The sequence below is a fragment of the Streptomyces sp. NPDC031210 genome, assembly GCF_055570395.1.
In genome coordinates, this window is sequence record NZ_JBVIHH010000020.1 from 80,759 (window position 1) to 104,678 (window position 23,920).

19 protein-coding genes are annotated in these 23,920 nt (G+C 72.1%); 16 read left to right on the plus strand and 3 right to left on the minus strand.

What is annotated here, in order from left to right:
• The first annotated feature begins 124 nt into the window (after window positions 1-124).
• The 7 genes from ACZ45Z_RS29555 to trpC all read left to right on the plus strand — a co-directional run bounded on the left by ACZ45Z_RS29555 (window position 125) and on the right by trpC (window position 7,683).
• A complete protein-coding gene (locus ACZ45Z_RS29555) occupies window positions 125-1,339 on the plus strand; it encodes a methyltransferase domain-containing protein (RefSeq protein ID WP_468368737.1) in 1,215 nt (404 codons plus the stop codon).
• Window positions 1,340-1,503: 164 nt separating this feature from the next.
• Entirely contained in the window at window positions 1,504-3,354 is a 1,851-nt protein-coding gene (gene asnB, locus ACZ45Z_RS29560) for an asparagine synthase (glutamine-hydrolyzing) (protein WP_468368739.1), read from the plus strand.
• 130 nt (window positions 3,355-3,484) lie between these two features.
• A complete protein-coding gene (locus tag ACZ45Z_RS29565; RefSeq protein WP_468368742.1) occupies window positions 3,485-3,874 on the plus strand; it encodes a GntR family transcriptional regulator in 390 nt (129 codons plus the stop codon).
• Window positions 3,875-3,944: 70 nt separating this feature from the next.
• A complete protein-coding gene (gene ddaH / locus ACZ45Z_RS29570; protein ID WP_468368745.1) occupies window positions 3,945-4,721 on the plus strand; it encodes a dimethylargininase in 777 nt (258 codons plus the stop codon).
• Window positions 4,722-4,740: 19 nt separating this feature from the next.
• A complete protein-coding gene (locus ACZ45Z_RS29575) occupies window positions 4,741-5,703 on the plus strand; it encodes a pirin family protein (protein WP_468368747.1) in 963 nt (320 codons plus the stop codon).
• Window positions 5,704-6,178: 475 nt separating this feature from the next.
• Window positions 6,179-6,763, plus strand: a complete 585-nt coding sequence (locus ACZ45Z_RS29580) for a YbaK/EbsC family protein (RefSeq protein ID WP_468368750.1) — start codon at window positions 6,179-6,181, stop codon at window positions 6,761-6,763.
• A 128-nt stretch (window positions 6,764-6,891) separates the two neighbouring features.
• The gene (trpC, locus tag ACZ45Z_RS29585) at window positions 6,892-7,683 is read left to right on the plus strand and encodes an indole-3-glycerol phosphate synthase TrpC (RefSeq protein WP_468368753.1); all 792 of its coding nucleotides are present in this window, start codon (window positions 6,892-6,894) and stop codon (window positions 7,681-7,683) included.
• Between the two features lie 22 nt (window positions 7,684-7,705).
• On the opposite strand, the gene trpD is transcribed toward trpC, so the two are convergent.
• Window positions 7,706-8,764, minus strand: a complete 1,059-nt coding sequence (gene trpD, locus ACZ45Z_RS29590) for an anthranilate phosphoribosyltransferase (RefSeq protein ID WP_468368757.1) — start codon at window positions 8,762-8,764, stop codon at window positions 7,706-7,708.
• A gap of 137 nt (window positions 8,765-8,901) precedes the next feature.
• Here trpD and pdxR point away from each other — a divergent pair, with 137 nt between their 5' ends.
• Entirely contained in the window at window positions 8,902-10,347 is a 1,446-nt protein-coding gene (gene pdxR / locus ACZ45Z_RS29595; RefSeq protein ID WP_468368759.1) for a MocR-like pyridoxine biosynthesis transcription factor PdxR, read from the plus strand.
• Here pdxR and ACZ45Z_RS29600 read toward each other — a convergent pair.
• A complete protein-coding gene (locus ACZ45Z_RS29600; protein WP_468368762.1) occupies window positions 10,340-10,930 on the minus strand; it encodes an anthranilate synthase component II in 591 nt (196 codons plus the stop codon). The genes pdxR and ACZ45Z_RS29600 overlap by 8 nt on opposite strands.
• Window positions 10,927-12,456 (minus strand): anthranilate synthase component I family protein, encoded by a 1,530-nt coding sequence (locus ACZ45Z_RS29605; protein ID WP_468368765.1) that lies wholly within the window; start codon window positions 12,454-12,456, stop codon window positions 10,927-10,929. The genes ACZ45Z_RS29600 and ACZ45Z_RS29605 overlap by 4 nt, the downstream gene beginning before the upstream one ends.
• Before the next feature lie 265 nt (window positions 12,457-12,721).
• Between ACZ45Z_RS29605 and ACZ45Z_RS29610 the strand changes: the two genes are divergently transcribed.
• The 8 genes from ACZ45Z_RS29610 to ACZ45Z_RS29645 all read left to right on the plus strand — a co-directional run bounded on the left by ACZ45Z_RS29610 (window position 12,722) and on the right by ACZ45Z_RS29645 (window position 23,858).
• On the plus strand, window positions 12,722-14,137 hold the full coding sequence (locus ACZ45Z_RS29610; RefSeq protein ID WP_468368768.1) for a class II 3-deoxy-7-phosphoheptulonate synthase: 1,416 nt from the start codon (window positions 12,722-12,724) through the stop codon (window positions 14,135-14,137).
• A 136-nt stretch (window positions 14,138-14,273) separates the two neighbouring features.
• Window positions 14,274-16,472, plus strand: coding sequence for a non-ribosomal peptide synthetase (locus ACZ45Z_RS29615; RefSeq protein WP_468368770.1), 2,199 nt, complete (start codon window positions 14,274-14,276; stop codon window positions 16,470-16,472).
• Between the two features lie 54 nt (window positions 16,473-16,526).
• Window positions 16,527-17,546, plus strand: coding sequence for a TauD/TfdA family dioxygenase (locus ACZ45Z_RS29620; protein WP_468368774.1), 1,020 nt, complete (start codon window positions 16,527-16,529; stop codon window positions 17,544-17,546).
• Between the two features lie 22 nt (window positions 17,547-17,568).
• Window positions 17,569-18,606 (plus strand): 2,3-diaminopropionate biosynthesis protein SbnB, encoded by a 1,038-nt coding sequence (gene sbnB / locus ACZ45Z_RS29625; RefSeq protein WP_468368777.1) that lies wholly within the window; start codon window positions 17,569-17,571, stop codon window positions 18,604-18,606.
• A gap of 41 nt (window positions 18,607-18,647) precedes the next feature.
• The gene (sbnA, locus tag ACZ45Z_RS29630; protein ID WP_468368780.1) at window positions 18,648-19,637 is read left to right on the plus strand and encodes a 2,3-diaminopropionate biosynthesis protein SbnA; all 990 of its coding nucleotides are present in this window, start codon (window positions 18,648-18,650) and stop codon (window positions 19,635-19,637) included.
• Window positions 19,638-19,702: 65 nt separating this feature from the next.
• Entirely contained in the window at window positions 19,703-19,909 is a 207-nt protein-coding gene (locus ACZ45Z_RS29635) for an MbtH family protein (RefSeq protein ID WP_468368783.1), read from the plus strand.
• Window positions 19,910-19,914: 5 nt separating this feature from the next.
• Window positions 19,915-20,898, plus strand: coding sequence for a TauD/TfdA family dioxygenase (locus ACZ45Z_RS29640; RefSeq protein ID WP_468368786.1), 984 nt, complete (start codon window positions 19,915-19,917; stop codon window positions 20,896-20,898).
• A gap of 860 nt (window positions 20,899-21,758) precedes the next feature.
• The gene (locus ACZ45Z_RS29645) at window positions 21,759-23,858 is read left to right on the plus strand and encodes an AfsR/SARP family transcriptional regulator (RefSeq protein ID WP_468368789.1); all 2,100 of its coding nucleotides are present in this window, start codon (window positions 21,759-21,761) and stop codon (window positions 23,856-23,858) included.
• Window positions 23,859-23,920: the final 62 nt, after the last annotated feature.

The following is a 23,920-nucleotide window of genomic DNA, read 5'->3' on the forward strand; positions in this document are numbered from 1 at the left end:
ATCCTTATGGTCCCGTTAAGGCGCGGCTAAGCGCGCCGACAGGCAGGCGGGGCGAAAACGGGCATCGTGCCTGGCCCGGGCCGTGCGGCCGGGCGTTGTCAGTGGGTGCTGCCACCATCGGCCCATGAGCACCGACCGGACCGCGCACCTGAGCACCAACCGGACCGCCGAGACCGCCGACCCGACCGCCGCCGGGGCCGAACCGCCGCTGCCGCGCGCCGACGCCGCCTATTGGGAAGCCGCCGCCGAGACGTTCGACGACGAGCCCGACCACGGGCTGCGGGATCCGGCCGTCCGTGCCGCCTGGGCCGCCCGCCTGCGCTCCTGGCTGCCACCGGAGCCCGCGGAGATCCTCGATCCGGGCTGCGGCACGGGCAGCCTGGCGCTGCTCGCCGCCGAGCAGGGCCACCGGGTCACCGGCGTGGACCGTTCACCCGGCATGGTCGAGCGGGCCCGCGCCAAACTCGCCCGGCACGACGCCGCGTTCCTGGTCGGTGACGCCGCCCGGCCACCCGTCGGCGGGCGCCGCTTCGACGTCGTACTGGTGCGGCACGTCCTGTGGGCGCTGCCCGACCCGCCGGCGGCCCTGCGCCACTGGGCCGGGCTGCTCAAGCCCGGCGGGCGGCTGGTGCTGGTGGAGGGCCGCTGGGGCGAGTCCGATCCGATCGGCATCCCCGCCGGCGAACTCGCCGCGCTCACCGCGCCGTTGGCGCACCGCACGGAGGTGGAACAGCTCGCCCACGACTCCGCCCTGTGGGGCAAGGAGGTGCGCGACGAGCGGTACGTCCTGATCGCCCACGCACCGCAAGACCCTTCCGCGCCCGCCGCCCGCCCCCCGCGCCACACCGAAGTCGTCGACGTCCATCTCGTGCTGCGCCGGGGCGCGGAGGTGCTGCTGGCGCGCCGCGCCGGCACCGGTTACGCCGACGGGCTGCTGCACCTCCCCTCGGGTCACGCCGAGGACGGCGAGGACGTCCGGGAGGCCGTGATCCGCGAGGCGGCGGAGGAGATCGGGCTGCGGCTCGCGCCCGAGGACGTGCGGGTCGCGCTGGTGATGCAGCACCACGCCCCGGCCCCGGGCCGGCCGCGGATCGGCTGGTTCTTCGAGGCCGCGTACGGCGCGGGCGGCGAACCGGTCAACCGCGAGCCGGACAAGTGCGCCGAGCTGGCCTGGTTCCCGCTGGACGCGCTGCCCGACGACATGGTCGCGTACTGCCGGGCCGGGCTGGACGGCCTGCGCGCGGGCTACCGCTTCCTGCTCCACCGGCACGAGCCGGGCGACACCATCGCCCACGACCCCACCGGCCCCGACCGGGTGGTCGTCCTGGACGGGGCGTAGGCGGCGATGCGCCCCCTTTCCCGCCCGGCGGTGCCCGCGTGGCTCATTCCGGACGGTTCCGCTCCCGCATAGGTGGCCTCTGCATCTACCCGGGCGTACGGTGACCGCCGCGGGCCGCCGCCGGGACGCGGCGGTCCGCGGCCTACGAAGGAGGAGCCGCGAGCATGTGCGGAATCACCGGATGGATCGCCTACGACCACGACCTCACCACCGAGCGCCCCACCCTTGAGGCGATGACGCGGACCATGGCCTGCCGAGGCCCGGACGCCGCCGGCATCTGGCTCGACACCCACGCCGCGTTCGGCCACCGGCGTCTCGCCGTCATCGACATCGACGGCGGCAAGCAGCCCATGACCGTCGACCACGACGGCAGCACCCTGATCGTCACCACCTACAGCGGCGAGGTCTACAACTACCGCGAACTGCGCGCCGAGCTGGAGAAGCTGGGCCACGCCTTCCGCACCAGCAGCGACACCGAGGTGGTGCTGCACGCCTACCTCCAGTGGGGCGACGCCTTCGCCGAGCGCCTCAACGGCATGTACGCCTTCGCGCTGTGGGACCCGCGCACGGAGCAACTCCTCCTGGTCCGCGACCGGATGGGCATCAAGCCGCTCTACTACCACCGCACCCCCGACGGCGTCCTCTTCGGCTCCGAACCCAAGGCGATCCTCGCCCACCCCTCGGTCCGGCCGGTCGTGGACGCCGAAGGGCTCGCCGAGCTGATCACCTTCACGAAAACCCCCGGCCACGGCGTCTACAAGGGCATACGCGAGGTCCGCCCCGGCCACCTGGTGCGCGTCACCCGCAGCGGCGTGCGCTCCACGCGCTACTGGGCTCTTGAGGCACGCGAGCACACCGACGACCTGGACACCACCGTCACCCGCGTCCGCTCGCTGCTCGACGACATCGTCGCCCGCCAGCTCATCGCCGACGTGCCGCTGTGCACCCTGCTCTCCGGCGGCCTGGACTCCTCCGTCATCACCGCGCTCGCGTCCCGCGCGCTGACCGCGCGAGGCGCCGGCCCGGTCCGCTCCTTCGCCGTCGACTTCACCGGCTACACCGAGCACTTCGAGGCCGATGACCTGCGCGGCACCCCCGACGGCCCCTACGCCCACGCCCTGGCCGAGCACGTGCGGTCCGACCACCGGGACATCGTCCTGGACACCGCCGCCCTGATGGACCCCGGCCACCGCGCCGCCGTCCTCGCCGCCCGCGACCTGCCCGACGGCTTCGGTGACGCCGACACCTCCCTCTACCTGCTGTTCAAGGCCGTCCGCGAACAGTCGACGGTGGCGCTGTCCGGTGAATCGGCGGATGAGGTCTTCGGCGGCTACCGCTGGTTCCACGACCCCGAGGCCGTGCACGCCGACACCTTCCCCTGGATCGCCGCGGGCGTCTCCGGACGGTTCTCCGGCGGCAACGCCACCCGGGAGGCGCTGCTGGACGGCGGGCTGCTCGGCAAGCTCGACCTGCCCGGCTACGAGGACCGCCGCTACCGCGAGGCGCTCGCCGAAGTCCCCTACCTGGACAGCGACACCGGCCTCCAGCGCCGGATGCGCGAGATCAGCCATCTGCACCTGACCCGCTTCCTGCAGATCCTGCTGGACCGCAAGGACCGGGCCAGCATGGCCGTCGGCCTGGAGGTCCGCGTCCCCTTCTGCGACCACCGCCTCGTCGAGTACGTCTTCAACACCCCCTGGTCGATGAAGACGTTCGACGGCAGGGAGAAGTCGCTGCTGCGCGCCGCCACCCGCGACGTGCTGCCCGACCTGGTCGCCGACCGGGTCAAGAGCCCCTACCCCAGCACCCAGGACGCGCGCTACACGGAAGCGCTGCGCGCCGAGCTCAAGGACCTGGCCGCCGACCGCGACGCCCCCGTCCGCCCGCTGCTGGACGTGGCCGCCGCCACCGAGGCCACCGCCGACGGCGCCACCGGTAACATCCGCCCGGCCGCCGAGCTGGTCCTCGCCATGGACGCCTGGCTGCGGACCACGGGCACCACACTGGAGGTCTGACACCCGGCACGACCCTCCTCCCGGCACGGCGGCCGCTCCTGGCGCACAATGGATGCGACAAAACCGCGCACCGGCCGGGGCGCGGACCCCACGCCCCGGCCTCGCATCCCAGTACCAGGAGCGCCCCACCGTGTCCCCGCAGACCCTGACGATCAACCTCGACCCGGACGCACCCGAGGCGCCGTACGAACAGGTACGCACCCAGATCGCGGAACAGGCCAGGGACGGCGGTCTGCCGGTCGGCTACAAACTCCCCACCGTCCGCGGCCTCGCCGAGGACCTGGGCCTCGCCGCCAACACCGTCGCGAAGGCGTACCGGGCCCTGGAGTCCGACGGCGTGATCGAAACCCGCGGCCGTAACGGCAGCTTCATCGCCGCCGCCGGCGAGGCCGCCGACAAGGAAGCCGCCGCGGCCGCCGAGGACTACGCCCGACGCGCCCACCGCCTCGGCCTGGACCACCGCGCCGCCCTCACCGCCGTCGAAGACGCCCTGCGCGCGGCCTACGGCACCGACGCCTGAGCGGACGCCGGGCACGGACGCTTCACCCTCTCCACCCTCTCCACCCTCTCCACCCCGTAAGGACCCCCGCATGCCCAGCCAGCAGGCCCTCGTCCGCCGCCCCGGCCCCCGTATCGCCGAGGGCCTGGTCACCCATATCGACCGGCGGCCGGTCGACGCCGCGCTCGCCCTGCGCCAGTGGGAGGGCTACGTCCAGGCGCTGCGCGACCACGGCTGGCAGACCACCGAGGTGGCCGCCGACGACACCTGCCCCGACGCGGTGTTCGTCGAGGACACCATGGTCGTGTTCCGCAACGTCGCCCTGATCGCCCGGCCCGGCGCCGAGACCCGCCTGCCCGAGACCCGCGCCGCCCGCGCGGCCGCCGAGGCGCTCGGCTGCTTCGTCGGCGAGATCCGGGCACCGGGAACGCTCGACGGCGGCGATGTCCTGAAGATCGGCGACACCGTCTACGTCGGCCGGGGCGGCCGCACCAACGCCGAAGGCGTACGCCAGCTCCGCGCCGCCTTCGAGCCGTTGGGCGCCCGCGTCATCGCCGTACCGATCAGCCGGGTGCTGCACCTGAAGTCCGCGGTCACCGCCCTGCCCGACGGCACGGTCATCGGCTACCCCCCGCTCGTCGACGTCCCGGCCGCCTTCCCGCGCTTCCTGCCCGTCCCCGAGGAGTCCGGCGCGCACGTCGTGCTGCTCGGCGGCGGCAGCCTGCTGATGTCCGCGGGCGCGCCGAAGAGCGCGGAACTCTTCGCCGACCTCGGATACCGGCCGGTGCCGGTGGACATCGGCGAGTTCGAGAAGCTGGAGGGCTGCGTGACATGCCTGTCCGTACGCCTGCGCGAGCTGTACGCCTGAACGCGCATATCGTGACGGTATGAGCAACCTCGATCTCAGGCCGGCGCCCCACCTGTGCGGGGGGAACGGCCGCACGGGTCCGGTCCGTGACGTACAGCCCGGCAAGCAGGTGCCGCTGGGCGAGAGCACCGTCGTCCGGCGGCTGCTGCCCAATCTCGGCCGGCGGATGGTCGGCGCCTGGTGCTTCGTCGACCACTACGGCCCCGACGACATCACCGACGCGCCGGGCATGCGGGTCCCGCCGCACCCCCACATGGGCCTGCAGACCGTTAGCTGGCTGCACGAGGGAGAGGTGCTGCACCGCGACAGCCTGGGCAGCGAACAGACCGTACGGCCGCGCGAGCTGGCCCTGATGACGTCGGGCCGGGCCATCGCGCACTCCGAGGAGTCACCGCGTGCCCACGCGCCGCTCCTGCACGGCGCCCAGTTGTGGGTGGCGCTACCCGCCGAACACCGCGAGGCGACGCCCGCCTTCGAGCACCACGCCGAACTCCCGGTGATCACCGGTGGCGGCGGCCTGTCCGCCACGGTCCTCCTCGGCGAGCTGGTCGGCGCCACCTCGCCCGGCACGGCGTACTCCCCGCTCGCCGGCGCCGACCTCACCCTGCGCGCCGGCACCGACACCAGGCTGCCGCTCGAACCGGACTTCGAGTACGCCGCACTGGCCATCTCCGGCGAGAGCGAGGTCGACGGCGTACGACTGGCCCCCGGCGCCCTCCTCTACCTCGGCTGCGGACGCGCCGAACTCCCCCTGCGCGCCGACACCGACAGCGCCCTGATGCTCCTGGGCGGCGAGCCGTTCGAAGAGGAGATCGTGATGTGGTGGAACTTCGTGGGGCGGTCGCACGAGGACGTGGCCCAGGCCCGCGAGGACTGGGTTTCCGGGGACCGGTTCGGTGCCGTCCACGGTTACGACGGGCCGCCGCTGGCTGCGCCCCAGTTGCCTCCCGGTCCGCTGAAGCCGCGGGGGCGGGTGCGCTGAACCGGTGTTGTGCGCCCTGAGGGGGAGCGCCGCGGATCGGTCCTGCGGTGGTCCGTGTGCGATGTCCAACTGGCGGGACGCTCTAAGGGCTTGATAATCCACCGATAAATCGACCTCCTAGCGTCAGGTCCGCCAAGCGTGAAACCACCGACGCTTTCACGCCGCCACTGATCAACGGGTGCGGGTCCACGTCCCGTTCCGGGTCCAGGTGTGGGTGTCGCGCGCGTTCAGGGCGGGTGAGCACCGTCGGCTGCCGCAGGGCGGCCCGGGCCGGTGCTCGATGTGCGCTGCGGACGTGACCTCGCCGATCCGCGGACGTGACCCGCCGATCCGTCGTGCCGGGGGATTCGGGGCGACCCGAGGCGCTCCCAGACAGAAGGAGAACGGAAATGCCGAACACAGGCGAGGCCGAGAGCTTGGCCGGCCGCTGTTTCCGCAACAGGTCGGCGCGTCCGGGTCGTCGGGCGGGTTCCGTATGAGCGGGCGGGTGCGGACCGCCGACCGGGCCACGGCCGAGCAGGCGCCGCAAGAGGAGAACGTCGAGGGGAAGGTCGAAGGGAAGGTCGAGGGGAACGCCCGGGGGAACGACACGTCGCGGCGGCTGTTGCGGCTGTTGGAGGAGGGCGGGGCGCGCTTCGACCTGCTGGAGCACGCGCCCGAGGGGCAGACCGTGCGGGCCAGTGCTCTGCGCGGGCACTCCCTCGCGGCCGCGGCCAAGTGCATGATCGTCACCGTGTCCGGCGGGGTGGGCGGCGAGCGGCACGTGCTCGCGGTGGTGCCCGGCGATCGGCGGGTGGACCTGGACCGGATCGCGAGGGAGTGCGGCGGGCGGCGGGCACAGCTCGCCCGGCGTTCGCTGGCCGAGGGACTGTCGGGCTGCGTGAGCGGGAGCATCATCCCGTTCTCGTTCCACGACGACCTGTCCGTGCTGGCCGACCCCGAGCTGTTCGACCAGCCCACGCTGTACTTCAACGCCGCACGCCTGGACCTGTCCGTGGCCCTGGCCGCCGCGGACTACCGCGCACTGGCGAACCCCCTCGTGGTGACCATCGCCTCCTGAGCCCTCGCCCGTCCCCCCGCACCATCGAACCCCCGCACCATCGAACCGGGAAACGCCCGCGCCGTGGACCCCTTTCCCCACGGCGCGGGCGGTTCCCCCTGCTCGCACACCGGAAGGAACGCACCTCCATGACCGTGCTGGACGAGATCATCGGCGGCGTACGCGAAGACCTGGCCGAGCGGCAACGGCGGCTCCCCGAAGCGGAGTTGCGTGACCTTGCCGCGAGTGTGCCGCCCGCGCTGGACGCCGCCGCCGTGCTGCGTTCCGCCGACGGGGTCCAGGTCATCGCCGAGGTCAAGCGGGCCAGCCCGTCGAAGGGCCCGCTGGCCGCCATCACCGATCCGGCGGAGCTGGCCCGCGCGTACGAGCGGTCCGGTGCCGCGGCCGTCAGCGTGCTCACCGAGCAGCGACGCTTCCACGGCTCGCTCGCCGACCTCGACGCCGTACGCGCCGCCGTCCGCGTCCCCGTGCTGCGCAAGGACTTCGTCGTGACGCCCTATCAGCTCTGGGAGGCGCGGGCGCACGGTGCGGACCTGGCGCTGCTGATCGTGGCGGCGCTGGCGCAGCCCGAGCTCGCCGAGCTGACGCACCTGGCGCGGGAGCTGGGACTCACCGTGCTGACGGAAGTCCATGACGAGCACGAGATCGAGCGCGCGCTCGCCGTGGACGCCTCGGTGATCGGCGTCAACGCGCGTGACCTGAAGACGCTGGAGGTCGACCGCGGCGCCTTCGCACGGCTCGCGCCCCGCATCCCGCAGGGCGTGGTGCGCATCGCGGAGTCCGGCGTCCGCGGTCCGCGGGACGTGGCCGCGCTGGGTGTCCAGGGCGCGGACGCCGTGCTGGTGGGGGAGGCCCTGGTGACGGGGCAGGGCGGCCCCGGCCCGACGCTGACCGCCCTGCGGGAAGCGGGGCGACGCTGAGCGGGGCGCGGTGCCGGCCGGCTCAGCCCGACGAGGCGAGCTTGGTGGAGACGGCCGCCCAGCGCTCCAGGACCTCCGCCGCCGCCCCCGTGTCGATCGCCCGCGCGCCGCGCTCCATTCCGTCCGCGAGGCGCTCGGTGACCGGCCGGTCGGACGGTTCGAGCGCCGCGAGTCCGGCGGCGGTGGACAGCAGCACGGCGTCGCGCACCGGTCCGCGCTCGCCGCGCAGGAGCGCGCGTGCCACCTCCGCGTTGTGGGCGGCGTCGCCACCGCGCAGCGCCTCCGGCGGGGAGTACGGGACACCGAGGTCGCGCGGGTCGAACACCTCCTGGCGTACCCGGCCGTCGAGGACCGACCAGACGGTGGAGGTGGTGGTGACCGTCAGCTCGTCGAGCCCGTCGTCGCCGCGGAAGACCAGTGCGCCGACCCCGCGCCGGGCCAGCACACCGGCGAGCAGCGGCGCCATCCTGGCGTCCGCCACGCCGACGGCCTGCGCGGTCGGGCGCGCCGGATTGGTCAGCGGGCCGAGCGCGTTGAAGACCGTCGGGATGCCCAGTTCCCTGCGGGGGGTGGCGGCGTGGCGTACGGACGGGTGGAACAGCGGGGCGAAACAGAAGGTGATGCCCACCTCCGGGACGAGTCCGGCGAGGGCGGGGACGGGCAGGTCCAGGGCGACACCGAGCTGTTCGAGCACGTCGGCCGAGCCGGACGCGGAGGACGCGGAGCGGTTGCCGTGCTTGACGACCCGGGCCCCGGCCCCCGCCGCGACGATCGCGGACATCGTGGAGATGTTGACACTGTTGGACCGGTCGCCGCCGGTGCCGACGATGTCGAGCGTCGGCCCCGGGACGTCGAAGGTCACCGCGTGGTCGTACATGGCCCGGACGAGCCCCTCGACCTCCGCCACTGTCTCGCCCTTGGCGCGCAGGGCCACCAGCAGACCCGCCAACTGCGCCGGTGTCGCGGCACCCCGCATCACCTGGTCCATGGCCCACGCGGTGTCGTCCGCCGGCAGATCCTCTCCCGCCAGCAGGGCCGTGAGAATTCCCGGCCATGACTTTTCCCGATGTGTCACGGTCACGGTTCATCCCCTTTTCTCGGCCCATTCGGCAGCTCCGGCAGGCTCGGCACGGGATAATTCTGCGATCCGGCGGGGAGCGTTGGCCAGACCAATTGTCTCCAGTGACTCCAGTCCACTTTCCCGGAGAGGGAAAAAGAATGTCCTGGCACGCGTTGATCGATGTGTCGAGAGAATCCGAAGAACCGCTCACCGCCCAGATCGAGGGCAGGATCCGAGGGGAGATTTCCGCGGGGGTGCTGCATCCGGGCACCCGGCTGCCGTCGAGCCGGCAACTCGCCGAGGACGTGGGGGTTTCACGAAGCGTGGTGGTGGAGGCGTACGGCCGGCTGATCGCCGAGGGGTATCTGGAGGCCGTCCAGGGCTCCGGCACCCGTGTGGCGAAGCACCTGGCCGCTCCCGCCCTGCCGACCCTGCTCGATGACGGCCTGGCGCCCCCGGTGCGCTGGGACCTGCGCCCCGGTACGCCGCGGGCCGCCGGTTTCCCGCACCGCGAGTGGCTCGCCTCCTACCAGCGCGCCCTGCAGTCGATCGATCCGGGCGACCTGGACTATCCGCCCGTGTCCGGCGCCGAGGGGCTGCGCGAGGAGCTGGCCCGTTACCTCGGCAGGGCGCGCGGCGTGCTGACCACGCCCGGCCAGGTGATGGTGGTGTCCGGCTTCGCGCAGGCGCTGGGGCTGCTGTGCACGGTGCTGTCCGGCTCCGGCATCGACCGGATCGCGATGGAGGACCCCTGCCACCACCGTCAGCGGCAGTTCATACGGGAGGTGGGCCTGCGGCCGGTCCCGGTCCCCGTGGACGACGAGGGCATCGACGTCGAGGCGCTCGCCGCGACCGGGGTGCGGGCCGTACTCGTCACCCCCGCCCACCAGTTCCCCACCGGGGTGACCCTGTCGCCCGCGCGCCGGGAGGCCCTGATCCGCTGGGCGCGCGAGACCGGCGCCTGGGTCATCGAGGACGACTACGACGGCGATCTGTGGCTGGAGCGGGGCGCCCGCCCCCCGGCCCTTCAGCGCCTCGCTCCCGAACGCGTCGTCTACGGCGGTACGGCGAGCAAGTCGCTCGCCCCCGGCCTGCGCTTCGGCTGGCTGGCGGTGCCGGCCCGGCTGCTCGCCGAACTGGAGCGCGTCCGCTCCCACCGTGATCTGGGCTCCGACGTCCTCACCCAGCTCGCGTTCGCCGAACTCCTGCGGTCCGGGTACTTCGACCGCCATCTGCGCTGCCGACGGGCGCACTACCGCATGCGACGCGAATGCCTGGAGCAGTCCGTACGCCGCTTCCTGCCCGGTGCCCGCCTCATCGGCTCGGCGGCGGGGCTGCACGCGTATGTGCGGCTGCCCCACCGGGTCGACGAGGCCGCGCTGGTCGGGCGGGCGCTGGAGCGTTCGGTGCTGGTGCCCGGCGGCCGGCGCTACCACGCCCGCCCCGAACAGGCCGCCCCCGCCCTGGTGGTGGGCTACACCGGGGTGCCGCGCACCGCCATCGCGGAGGCGATCCAGGAACTGGGCGCCGCCTACGCGCGGCTGCCCGCCCCCGCCCGCGCCCGACCCCGCGTGGCAGGCGCCCCCGCGGACGCGCTCAGCTAGGTCCCGTCGTCACCGCACCAGCGCCGGCCAGGAAGTTCTCGAAGAGCTGGAGGCCGCCCTCGGTCATGATGCTCTCGGGGTGGAACTGCACGCCCTCCACGGGCAGCGTGCGGTGCCGCAACCCCATCACATAGCCGTCGTCCTCGGCCGTCGCCGTCTCCTCCAGCTCCTCCGGCAGCGGCCGGGAGACGATCAGCGAGTGGTAGCGCGTGGCCACCGTGCTGTTCCCCAGGCCCTGGAAGAGCCCCCGGCCGTCGTGGCGTACCGGGCTGGTCCGCCCGTGCATCAAGTGGTCGGCGACCGCCACCCGGCCGCCGAACGCCAGGGCGATCGCCTGGTGGCCCAGGCACACCCCCAGCAGCGGCACCTGTCCGGCGAACCGGCGTACCAACTCGACGTGTCCGGACGCGGCCGGGTGTCCCGGGCCCGGGCCCAGCACCACCGCGTCGGGCCGCCCCGCCGCCAGCTCCTCCGGCGTACGGGTGTGGGAGCGCACCACCTCGGTGGTGACGCCGAGGGTGCGCAGGTACTGGTCGATGATGTGCACGAAACTGTCGTACGCGTCCACGAGCAGAATCTTCATGACAGCAGTTCCTCACCGGTCAGCGCCCAGTAGGCGGCGCCCATCTTCGCCAGGGTCTCGTCCCACTCGGCCTCGGGCGCCGACTCCGCGACGATGCCCGCCGAACTCTGCGTGGAGTAGCTCCGCCCGTCGTGCGCGATCGTGCGGATGCACAGGGCGAGGCTGCTCCAGCCGCGCACGTCGATCAGACCGACCGCCCCCGCGTAGCTCCCGCGCGGCTCCCGCTCGATCTCGTCGATGATCTCCATGGCGCGCAGCTTGGGCGCACCGGTCATCGTGCCCGCGGGGAAGGTGGCGCACAGCGCCTGCCACACGTCGGCACCGGGCTCCAGCCGCCCGCTCACCGTGGAGACCATGTGGAAGACGTGGGAGTACGCCTCCACCGTCATCAGGTCCGTCACCGACAGGGACCGCGGGCGGCAGACCCGCCCGATGTCGTTGCGGCACAGGTCGACCAGCATCACGTGTTCGGCCTGCTCCTTGGTGCTCGCCAGCATCTCCTTGACCCGGCGCTCGTTCTCCTCCGCCGTGTCCGCCTGCCGCGTGGTGCCGGCGATGGGCCGCATGACGATCTCGTCGCCCTCGGTGCGGAAGAACAGCTCGGGGCTGGCGCCGATGAGCGTCTCGCCCGTCCGCGGCATCAGGTACATGAACGGCGACGGGTTACGGGACCGCAGCCGCCGGTAGACCTCGACAGGTGTCAACTCCGTGTCGACGTCGACGCGGTGGCCGATCTGGATCTGGTAGATGTCCCCGACCCGGATGTGCTCCAGGCACCGGCGGGCCCACTCCAGGAAGGTGTCGCGCGCGACGCTGTCGCGCACCGACCGGGGCGCGGGCGCCACGGGACACGGTCCGCCGCCGTCCGCCGCGGCGGCCGCTCCCACCAGGGCGTCGAGGTCCCGGACACGGGCAGCGGGGAACGCGTCCGCGTCGGCGGACACATGCCGCGCGTGCACCGCTCCCGGGTCGTACCAGACCGTGTCGCGGAACAGCGTGAACGTCATGTCGGGGCCGCGGGGGGAGGCTCTGCGGGCCGGCAGCTCGTCCATGTGCCAGGCCGCCTCGTACCCCAGGCCGGCCAGGAAGCCGAAGGCGTAGCCGTCGTGCGGCCGGTCGCCGTCCACGTCGAAGAGCCGCTGGGAGCGCCGCATCAGGTCCCAGACCTGCCCGGAATCGACGAACCGGCGGCGCTCCGGGGCGGCCGGGTCCTCGGTCATCCCCGCCTCGCCGGCCGCCGCCAGCAGGGCGGCGCACAGCGTCGGCGCACCGCTGACCTCGATGTGGCCGGCGAACACGCACACCTCGGCGAGCCGGCCGTAACCGACCACCGCCGGGCCGCGGTCCCGCTCCGGCCCCGCCAGGCTCTCGAAGAGGAACACCTCCCGCTGCCCGAGCTCCCCGAGCAGGGCGGTGTAGAGCTGGAGCGGGTCGTGCCACGGCAGTTCCGCCTCGGTGACCCGCACGCGCAGCGGCGCGCCGGCCCGCGCCGTCGTATCGGGAGTGCCTCGCGTGGTGGGTGTCATCTGATTCCTTGTCCGCGATTGTCTGGGCTTACGCGCTGTCCGCTCGGTTCCGGATCGCATTCCGGCCGCGGCCGCCGTACCGGCGGGTGATGTCGGCAAGAAAAACACCGGGCGGCCGAGGACGACCAGACCAATTGGCGAACCGCCGTGCAGACCATTCCGCCGATCCTTGACCGCATTCCCTGGACACGGTTGGAATTCTCCGCACGGACCCCGTGCCCGAGCGCATGGAGCCGCGGCAACCCTCCCTCCGCGAAAGGCCGCGATGAATCTCCCCTCGAAGACGGAATCCCCCTGCCCCGATACCGGGAATTCCCGGCCGGCCGCGCAGCAGCCCGTATGGCCCGACCCGGAACTGCTGGGCGAGGTCACCGCCGGGCTCTCCCGGCTCCCCGAACTCGTCTTCGCCGAGGAGTGCGACCGGCTGCGGGAGCGGTTGGCCAAGGTGGCTCTCGGTGAGGCGTTCGTCCTCCAGGGCGGCGACTGCGCCGAGACGTTCGACGGTGTCACCGCCGACGCGATCAACGGCAAGCTCCGGACGCTCCTTCAGATGGCCGTGGTGCTGACCTACGGCGCCTCCGTACCCGTGGTCAAGATCGGCCGGCTGGCCGGCCAGTACGCCAAGCCCCGCTCGCGACCGACCGAGACCCGCGGCGAGGTCACCCTGCCCGCCTACCGTGGCGACGCGGTCAACGCACCGGGCTTCACACCGGCCGAACGCCACCCCGACCCACGGCGGCTGCTGCGCGTGTACGAGTCCTCGGCCGCGACCCTCAACCTCGTGCGCGCCTTCTCCACCGGCGGCGCGGCCGGTCTGCACCACGCCCGGGACTGGAACCGCGACTTCATCAACGACTCGCCCGTGGGCCGCCGCTACGAGGAACTGGCCGACGACATCGACCGTTCGCTGCGCTTCATGGAAACCTGCGGGGTCACCTCCCAGCAGCTCAACGCCGTCGAGTTCTTCGTCAGCCACGAGGGTCTGCTGCTCGACTACGAAGAGGCGCTGACCCGCACCGACCCGCGGACCGGGCACGCCTACGCCGGCAGCGGCCACCTGCTGTGGATCGGCGAGCGGACCCGTGACCTGGACGGTGCGCACGTCGCGTACTTCTCCCGCGTCCGCAACCCGATCGCCGTGAAGCTCGGCCCCGGCGCCACCGCCGACGAGGCCCTCGGCTACGCGGCCCGGCTCAACCCCCGCAACGAGCCGGGGCGCCTGACCTTCGTGGTCAGGATGGGAGCCGAGCGGGTCCGCGACCGGCTGCCCCTCCTGGTCGAGAAGGTCAGGGCCGAGGGCGCGGTGGTCGCCTGGGTCTGCGACCCGATGCACGGCAACACCTTCGTGGCCCCCAGCGGCCACAAGACCCGCCGCTTCGACGCCATCATGGACGAGGTCCAGGGCTTCTTCCAGGTGCACCGCGCGCTGGGCACCCACGCGGGCGGTCTCCATGTCGAACTCACCGGCGACGACGTCACCGAGTGCGTCGGCGACGACATCCCGGTGGAGGACCTCCACCGCCGGTACGAAACCGCCTGCGACCCGCGCCTGAACCACCGTCAGTCACTCGAACTCGCTTTCCGCGCCGCGGAGATGCTCCTCGATCCCCCCGGTGCGCCGAGTGGTGCTCCTGGCGCTGGTGAGACGTCAGGTATTGGTGTGAGCAAAGAGGCTCGATAATCCATCGATATAGAGACGTCCTAGCTTCCATCCCACAGCGTGAGATCGGCCGCCGATTTCGCGATCCGACGGACATCCGGTGTGGGGTGCAACGCTCGTGGTGGGCAGCGCAGGAAGTCAGGGCGACGGCGAAGCGATGGCTGGGTATCTGCCCGTCGTGCCCGCGGACGTCGCCGACGCCATCGAGCGGGTGGCCGAGGAGTGCGGGGTCGACGCCGGCACCGTCCGGCTCGCCGCTCAGTTCATCGTGGCAGCGGCGGTCGCCGGCTTCCACGAGTCGTCGGCGGGCGAGGGCACCTGGCGCGAGGTGATCGGCCAGGTGGCCACGGAGGAGGGCCGGGCCGCGGCCGTCCACGCGTGGCAGGGCGTCGGCGCCCAGGACCACGTGAGCGCCGAGCGGGTCGCCGGCTACGTCCTCACGGCACTGCGTGCGCTGACCCGGGACCCGGACGACGCGCACCACGCGTGCAGCCTGCTGTCGCCGGCCGAACTCACCGTCCAGTTGGCGGACTTCTCCGGCCCGGTCCGTCCGCTGCCCGACCGCCGGTTCCACGAGCTGTTCGAGGAGCGGGTACGCCGTCACCCCGACGCGATCGCCGCCGTACTGGGCGACCGCCGGTGGACCTACCGGGAACTGAACCGCCGGGCCAACAAGATCGCCTGGTCGCTGCACCGCGGGGGCCTGCGCGGCGAGGACGTCGTCGCCGTGGTCACCGAGCGCAGCCTGGAGTGGCTGGCCGCCGTGATCGGGGTGTTCAAGGCGGCCGGCTGCTACCTGCCGCTCGAACCGCACTTCCCGGCCGACCGGATCGCCACCGTCCTGGCCCGCAGCGGGAGCCGGTGGGTACTCGCCGAGCGCGGTGTGCCCCACCTGGCCCAGGCGCTCGCCGGCCGGGACGGCATCGAGCTGTCGTACCTCGACGACCTGCTCACGCAGGACGGGCCGGAGGAGGACCTCGGCCTCGCGGTGGCCGCCGACCAGCTCGCCTACATCTACTTCACCTCCGGTTCCACCGGCGAGCCGAAGGGGGCGATGTGCGAGCACAACGGCTTCCTCAACCACCTCCTGGCCAAGATCGAGGACCTCGGTATCGGCGAGGGCGAGGTGGTGGCGCAGACGGCCCCCCAGTGCTTCGACATCTCCCTGTGGCAGTTGGTCTCCGCCCTCCTGGTCGGCGGCACGACGCGCATCATCGGGCAGGAAGTCGTCCTGGACGTCCGCCGGTTCCTCGACACCCTGGCCGACGGCGACGTCCAGGTGGTCCAACTGGTCCCCTCCTACCTGGAGGTGGTGCTGTCCGCCCTGGAGGAGCGGCCGCGCGAACTGCCCAGCCTGCGCTGCGTCTCCGTCACCGGTGAAGCCCTCAAGAAGGAACTCGTCCAGCGCTGGTTCGCCACCTTCCCCGGCGTACTCCTGGTCAACGCCTACGGGCTCACCGAGACGTCGGACGACACCAATCACGAGGTGATGGACCGCGTCCCCGACCACCGCTCCGTACCGCTCGGCAAGCCGATCCGCAACGTGCGGGTGTACGTGGTCGACGAGCGGCTCTCGCCGGTCCCGCTGGGTGTACCCGGCGAGATCGTCTTCTCCGGGGTCTGCGTCGGCCGCGGCTACATCAACGACGAAGCCCGCACCAAGGCGGCCTTCGGACAGGATCCGCACCGGCCGGGGGAGCGGCTGTACCGCTCCGGCGACTTCGGCCGGTGGCTGCCCGGCGGAACACTGGAATTCCTCGGCCGCCGGGACTCACAGGTGAAGATCAGCGGATTCCGGATCGAGATCGGCGAGATCGAGAACCGGCTGCTCCAGGTGCCGGGTGTCCGCGACGGAGCGGTGGTGACCGCGGGGACCGCCGAACGCCCCTATCTGGTCGGCTACTACACCGGCTCCGCGCAAGCGGGCCCCGACGCCGTGCGCGAGGCGCTGGCCGCGGTGCTGCCCGGCTACATGGTGCCGCAGCATCTGCACCACGGCACCGAGCTGCCCCTCACCGCCAACGGGAAGATCGACAAGAAGGCCCTGGCGCGGATGGCGGCCGAGGCGGAACAGGCGGCGGGCAGCGCCGGGTTCGAGGCACCGGCGACCGCCGCCGAACGACGGATCGCCGCCCTGTGGGCCGGCCTGCTCAAGGTGCCGCTGGAGCGCATCGGCCGCGGCTCGCGCTTCTCCGATCTCGGCGGCACCTCGCTGACGGCGATCCGGCTGGCCATCGCCCTGGACCGGGTGGTGTCGGTCAAGGAGCTCGCCCACACGCCGACCGTCGCCGACGTGGCCGCGCTGCTGGAGCGCAAGGCGGCCGAGGAGCCGCAGGGCGCCGGCGGCGCCGGCTGACCACGGCCCGTCCGCGCCCGCCCCGCCAGGAAACCACCGAGAGAGACAGAGAAGATGAGTTCTCCCACCGTGCACGCCACACCCGTCACGGCCGCGCACGGCGCGTCCGCCGCCCGCGGCCCGGCCCCGCGCCCCGCCGGTCTGCCGGTCCTCCGGGCGGTGCCCGAGGGGGGCACCTCGGCCGACTGGGCCCAGGAGCACCACAGCGCCGTCCACGACCTGGTCGCCGAGCACGGCGCCGTGCTGCTGCGCGGCCTGGGCGTCGGCTCGGCGGACGAGGTGGCGGCCGTCGCCGCGGCGCTCGGCGTGACGCGGATGACCGAGCGGGAGCGGTTCGCCTCGCGGCGCTCCTACGCCGACGGCGTCTACTCGTCCTCCGAATGGCCCGCCGACGAGCCGATGTGCATGCACCACGAGCTGAGCTACGCCACCGAGGTGCCCGGCCTGTTGCTCTTCGGCTGCCTCACGGCTCCGGCCGAGGGCGGCCGCACCGCGGTCGCCGACTCGCAGGAGGTCCTCAAGGCGCTGCCCGCCGAGCTGGTGGCGCCCTTCGCCCGCGACGGCTGGCTGCTGACCCGCATGTACCACGACATCGGCGTCTCCTGGACGGAGGCGTTCGGCACCGAGGAGCGTGCCGAGGTCGACGCGTACTGCGCGCGGGCGGGCCTGGAGCACGAGTGGCTGCCCGACGGCCGGCTGCGCACCCGGCAGCGCCGCTCCGCCGTGGTCGACCACCCGCGCACCGGCCTCCCGGTCTGGTTCAACCAGGTGGCCTTCCTCAACGAGCGGACCCTCGACCCGATGATCCGCGACTACCTGGTCGACGTGTACGGCCCCGAGGGCCTCCCTTTCAACACCGCGTACGGCGACGGCACACCCCTCACCGAGGAGACCGTCGAGACCATCAACGCGGCCTACCGCGACGCGACCGTGGGCGAGCCGTGGCAGGACGGAGACGTCCTGCTGGTCGACAACCTCCGGATGGCACACAGCCGCGAGCCGTACCGCGGCGACCGCGACATCGTCGTGGTTTTCGGCAACCCGGTCCGGCTCGCCGGGCACGTCCGTCCCTGACCTCTTGAACTGTGGAGTCCTGATGTCCCCTGCCACCCCGGCGCCCTCCTTCGCCGTGATCTCCGGCGGCCAGGTGCACCGTGCCCTCGAAGGCCGGCACCGCGAGGTCGTCGACCTGATCGAGTCCGCCTACCGCACCCACGGCGCGGGTGACACCGTCAACCCGCCCTCCTACTTCCTGCGCTTCCCCGACCGCCCCACCTCCCGCATCATCGCCCTGCCGGCGTCGATCGGCGGCGAGGTGCGGGTGGACGGGATGAAGTGGATCTCCAGCTTCCCCGAGAACGTGGCCGCCGGCATCCCCCGGGCCTCCGCCGTCCTCATCCTCAACGACCACGACACCGGCTATCCGCTGGCGTGCCTGGAGAGCTCCATCATCAGTGCCTCCCGGACCGCGGCCTCCGCGGCGCTGGCCGCCGACCGGCTCACCGCTCACCGTGAGCGCCCGAGGCGGATCGGCTTCTTCGGCGTCGGACTGATCGCCCGTTACGTGCACCAGTACCTCGCGGGCACCGACTGGTCCTTCGACGAGTTGGGCGTCTTCGACCTGTCCGAGGAGTACGCCGGCGGATTCGCCACGTACCTGAAGGACGCCACGGACGGCGCCGGGCGGATCACCGTGCACGAGAGCGCCGAGGACCTGGTCCGCAACAGCGACCTGCTGGTCTTCGCCACGACCGCCGGCACCCCGCACGTCACCGACCCCGACTGGTTCTCGCACAACCCGGTCGTGCTGCACGTGTCGCTGCGCGACCTGTCCGTCGACGTGGTGCTCTCGGCGACCAACGTCGTCGACGACGTGGAGCACTGCCTGAAGGCGGACACCTCGCTCCACCTGGCCGAACAGCGCGTCGGCCACCGGGACTTCGTCGACGGCACCCTCGCCGACGTGCTCACCGGCCGGCTCACCCCGGCCGCCGACCGCCCGGTGATCTTCTCTCCGTTCGGGCTCGGGGTGCTCGACCTGGCGGTCGGCAAGCGGGTCTACGACACCGTCCGCGCCGCCGGGGAACTGCCGGTCGTCGAGGACTTCTTCCATGAGATGCGTCGATACGGCTGAGTGGTCCGTATCCTCCAACAGCGCGTTATGCGGGAGGTACTGTGCCGATTATCTCGGCTCCGCAAGAGTTCAATGAGGACGATCTCTACGTAGATCTGCGGCCCTCCATCGGGGTACCCCTCTACCTCAAGTGCGAGGGGTTCAACTTCGCCGGTTCCATCAAACAGAAAGCCGCCCTCGAAATGGTCGAGGCGGCCGAGCGGTCGGGTCTGCTCACCAGCGGCTCGATCCTCGTGGAATCCTCGTCCGGCAATCTCGGCGTCGCGCTCAGCATGATCGCGGCGAGCAAGGGCTACCGGTTCGTGTGCGTCACCGACAGCCGCTGCAACCTGGCCACCAAGCAGATGATGGAAGCGCTCGGCGCCGAGGTGCACACCCTCAACGAGCCCGACCCCGACGGCGGGTTCCTCGGAGCGCGGCTCGCGCACGTCCAGCGGCTCTGCGAGAGCGACGACCGGTACGTCTGGCTCAACCAGTACATCAACGCCAACAACTGGCGGGCGCACCACCGGCTGACCGCCGCGCACATCGCGGAGAGGTTCCCCGAGCTCGATGTGCTCTTCGTCGGGGCCGGCACCACCGGAACGCTGATGGGGTGCGCGCGCTGGTTCAAGGAGCACCGCCCGGGCGTGCGGATCGTCGCGGTCGACAGCGTCGGCTCGGTCACCTTCGGCGGCCCGGCGGAACCCCGGATGATCCCCGGACTCGGGGCCGGGGTACGCCCGCCGCTGCTGGACGAGTCCTTCGTGGACCAGGTCGTCCAGGTCCGGGAGATCGACACCGTACGCGCCTGCCGCCGTCTGGTCGGCCAGGGATTCCTCTTCGGCGGCTCCACCGGGACGGTCGTGGCCGGCGCGTCGCAGTGGCTCGCCGAGCACGCCCCCGACCACGAGGGGTTCACCGCCGTGGCCATCTCCCCCGATCTGGGCGAGCGCTATCTGGACACGGTCTACCAGCCCAACTGGGTCCGTCACATGTACGGATCCGAGGCGATCGACGTGGACGGATCCGCGATCGCCGAGCCGGTGTGAGCCTTCCGCCGGCCTCTCCCCCTCCGCACCGCAGCGGAACCGGTACAGCAGAAAGAGAACGAGCGATGACCAATCCATTCGAGAACCCCGAAGGCCGCTACCTGGTCCTGGTCAACGACGAGGACCAGTACTCCCTGTGGCCGGCCTTCGCCGAGGTCCCGGCCGGCTGGCGGGTGGCCAACGAGGAGGCGGGGCACGAAGAGAGCCTCGCCTACATATCCGAGCACTGGACCGACATGCGTCCGCGCAGTGTCGCCGAGGCGATGGGTTGAGCGGCATGACGGTGACAGCGGAGACGACCGGCGCACAGCCGGTGACCTTGACGGTGGACGCCGACGAGGCGCTGCTGACGGAGCGGGTGGCCCTGGAACTGGCCGCACCGGGCGGCCTGGTGGACGACCCCGCCTGGCTGGCCCGGGCCCGCAGGGCATGGTCCGAGCTGCCCGCCGGACTGGCCGGCGGGCTGCGGGAATTCCGCAAGGATTCCGGACGTACGGGCACGATGCTCATCCACGGCCTGCCGGTGGGCGGGGACATGCTGCCGCCGACCCCCAACAGGCCCGGTTCCGTGCAGCGCGACGCCACCGTATCCGCGGCGGTCCTGGCCATGGTCGCGAGCGGTCTGGGCGACCCCGCCGCCTACCGCCCGGAGAAGACCGGCGCGATCGTGCAGGACGTGGTCCCGGTGCCCGGGCAGGAGGACTACCAGAGCAACGCCGGGTCGGTGCTGCTCACGTTCCACACCGAGAACGCGTTCCACCCGCACCGTCCGGACTTCGTGATGCTGCTGTGCCTGCGGGCCGACCACGAGCGGGTGGCGGGGCTGCGGACGGCGTGCGTCCGGGAGGTCCTGCCCCTGCTGACCGAGGAGTCCCGACAGGCCCTGTTCAGCAAGGAGTTCGTCACCGCGCCGCCGCCCTCGTTCGGCATGGCGGGTACCGGGGCCGAACCGCACGCGGTGCTCTACGGAGCCTTCGAGGACCCGGACATCTGCGTGGACCTGGCGGCGACCGAGCCGAGGACCCAGCGTGCCAAGGAGGCCATGGCGGAACTGCAGGAGCTGTTCGACCGCACCGCGCAGACCGTCCGGCTGGTCCCCGGCGACCTGGCCCTCGTGGACAACCGCGTGACCGTGCACGGCCGTACGTCCTTCCGCCCCCGGTATGACGGAGAGGACCGCTGGCTGCAGCGCACCTTCGTCCTCACCGACCTGCGCCGCTCCAGAGGACACCGGGAGGGTGACGGCCACGTGCTCGACTAGCTCCCCGACAGCCCCGCGGCCGCCGTGGCCGCGCGCACCGGGGCAGTGTGAGGGAAGTGGTGGGAGGGTGCCTTCACCCGCGCCGATCCGGTTCGCCCCCGAACCGGATCGCGTCGCGGGGAAGGTGCCCTCCCGCTCGTGTTTGCGCAGGGCGGGAAAATGTGTCCCGGGGAGCGGGAAAATCGGCCGAGGGGAGGCCCGCGCGGGCCGGCCGACCCGGCACTTCGCCTTTCGGATTCACTGGATAGTGACGCCAAGATGACACCCGGTGAACTGAACCGCTGGACGGCTCAACAAACTTGACGACGAACAGCCGTTCCCATAGCGTTGGCCACGTCAATCGCGACCCGGGGGTAAGGGGGAACCCTGTTTTGCCGCCGGGGTTCGCAACGGTGCGAACTGAATTTGAGTGGGCGATGAAGACCAAGAACGCGTTCCCGTGATGTGAGCCGCAGTCCGGCAAACGGTGAGGCTTGACGGCCGACGGACCCACGGGGGGTCTCGAAGGCCCGGGCACGGCGCGGGGCGAGGATGGCCGGGGGATCCGGCAAATAGCGTTGACCAGCTATGACGTCCGCGTTTCAGCCCCTTTTGTCGTTCGTCCGGCCGTGACAGGCGCCATCGACCATCTGTCACGGGTGCGCGGCGAACCCGTCATACGTGTGCCGTGGTTGCCGGCGGGAAACCGGCAGCACCGGCCGGGGGGTGCGGACGGCCTTTCCAGTCGTTCGCTCATAACATCGTCAGGGTATATCTGCCCGGCTCGATGACTCCCCATTCATTGTTTAGGCACGGTATTTCAGTGCGGGGGGAAATTAGTGGGGGATCAGCTCAGATTTCATATCCTGGGTTCTCTGGAAGTGACCAAGGAGAATCAAAGGATAGCCATCGGTGGTGCCCGGCAGCGCACAATTCTCGCGCTGCTGCTGCTCAATCCGGGACGCATAGTTTCGGTCGACACCCTGGTGGAAACGGTGTGGAACGGCAGGCCGCCCGCCACCGCGCGTACGCAGGTGGCGATCTGCATCGCGGCACTCCGTAAAAGGTTCAAGGCCGAGGGATGTGACAACGAAGTCATCGTCACGGCGCACCCCGGCTATCTGCTCGCCCTCGAGAACCACTACGTGGACTCGGTCGAGTTCGAACGCCTCACGTTGCGGGCGCAAGAGGCGGCAAGGGAACAACGGACGGCCGACGCGGCGTCCTTGCACGAAGAAGCACTGGCGCTCTGGCGCGGCCCCGCCCTGGCGGGGGTCGCCGGAACGCTGGTGGAGGACGAGATGGAGCGCCTGGAGGAGCTCCGGCTCGCCAGCTACGACGGTTACGTCGCGGCGCAGTTGGAGCTCGGCCACCACGCCGACCTGATCCCCGGGCTGGTCGCCGTGGTCCGGGACCATCCGCTGCGCGAACGCTCCCGCTACGCCCTGATGCTCGCCCAGTACCGCGTGGGGCGCCGGGCGGAGGCGATGGAGACCTTCCGGGAGGGACGGGCGCAGTTCATCGAGGGACTCGGCCTCGAACCCGGCCCCGAGCTACGCGAGTTGCACGACGCCATCCTGCGTGACGACCCCTCGCTGACGGCCCCGGCGGTCGCCGTCCAGAAGAAGCCGCCGGAGACACCGCGGGCCGCTCCGCTGGAACTGCCGGCCGACGTCCCGGCGTTCGTCGGCAGGGACACGCCGCTGGGCATCCTGAACACCCTGGTCGAAGACCATGGCGAGGGCCGGCGGCTGACCATGGGCTTAATCACGGGTGGCGCGGGCGTCGGCAAGACCGGCCTGGCCGTCCACTGGGCCCACCAGGTCGCCGACGGGTTCCCCGACGGACTCCTCTTCGCCGACATGTGGGGTTACGAGGAGACCCACGAGCCCGCCGAGGCCGCCGTCGTACTCGGCTGGTTCCTGCGCTCCCTCGGGGTCGCGGAGGCGGACATTCCCGCCGAGACGCACGAGCGCGCGGCGCTGTACCGCAGCGTGCTGGCCGACCGCCGGGTGCTGATCGTGCTGGACAACGTCCGCTCCTTCGACCAGGTGCGGGCGCTCATCCCCGGCAGCTCGCGTAGCTGTGTGCTCCTGACCAGCCGCGGCCTGCTGGAGCAGTTGGTGGTCCGGCACGGCGCGGTCCGCGTCCATCTGGACGTGCTGCACCGGCGGGAGGCGACCGAACTGCTGGCGCGGTTCATCGGCGAGGACCGGGTGAACGCCGCCCGGGCGGACGCCGAACGGCTCGTCGAGCTGTGTGACCGGTTGCCGCTGACGGTGCGGATCGCCGCGGCCCGGCTGGCCGCCAAACCGCACTGGCCGATCGGCTACCTGGCCTCCCGGCTGGACAACGAGCACCTCCGGCTCGACGAACTCAGCTCGGGGGAGTCGCAGGTCCGGTCGAGCTTCGCGCTGAGCGTCAACGCGCTGCCGCACGACGTCGCCCTGCTGTACCGCCGACTCGGCCTCCTGGACGCCCCGGACTTCGCCGCCTGGGTCGGCGCGGCCCTGCTGGGCATCGAGACCCACAAGGCCGAGGCCCTGATGGAGAGCCTGACCGACGCGCACCTCCTCCAGACGGTGGGCTTCGACTCCACGGGGCAGCCGCGCTACGCGTTCCGCGACCTCCTGCGGCTCCACGCGAGGGAGGTGGCGGAAGAGGAGGGGGGTGTCCTGGAACAACGGGCGGCCCTTCACCGCGCCTTCCGCGGCTGGCTCTCCCTCGCCGAGCACGCCCGCCGCCGGGAGCTCGGAACCGTCCGGCGCGACCAGATGCTCTTCGGCGCGGCGATGCCGACCGGCCCGATGGGCGCCGCCGAACTGGACATGCTCACGGAATCGCCGTCCGGTTGGTTCGAGGCCGAGTGGCTCGCCCTGATCTCGGTGATCGACCAGGCGGGACGGTACGGCATGGACGACATCAGCCGGGATCTGACCGAGCTGGTGGTCCGGCCCGAAGTCGCCTGTCAGCACAGCTGAGAAGGTCCGGCCCACGCGCCGTCCGCACCGGCACCCCGCCGGCCGCGGCGCGTGGGCCGGCG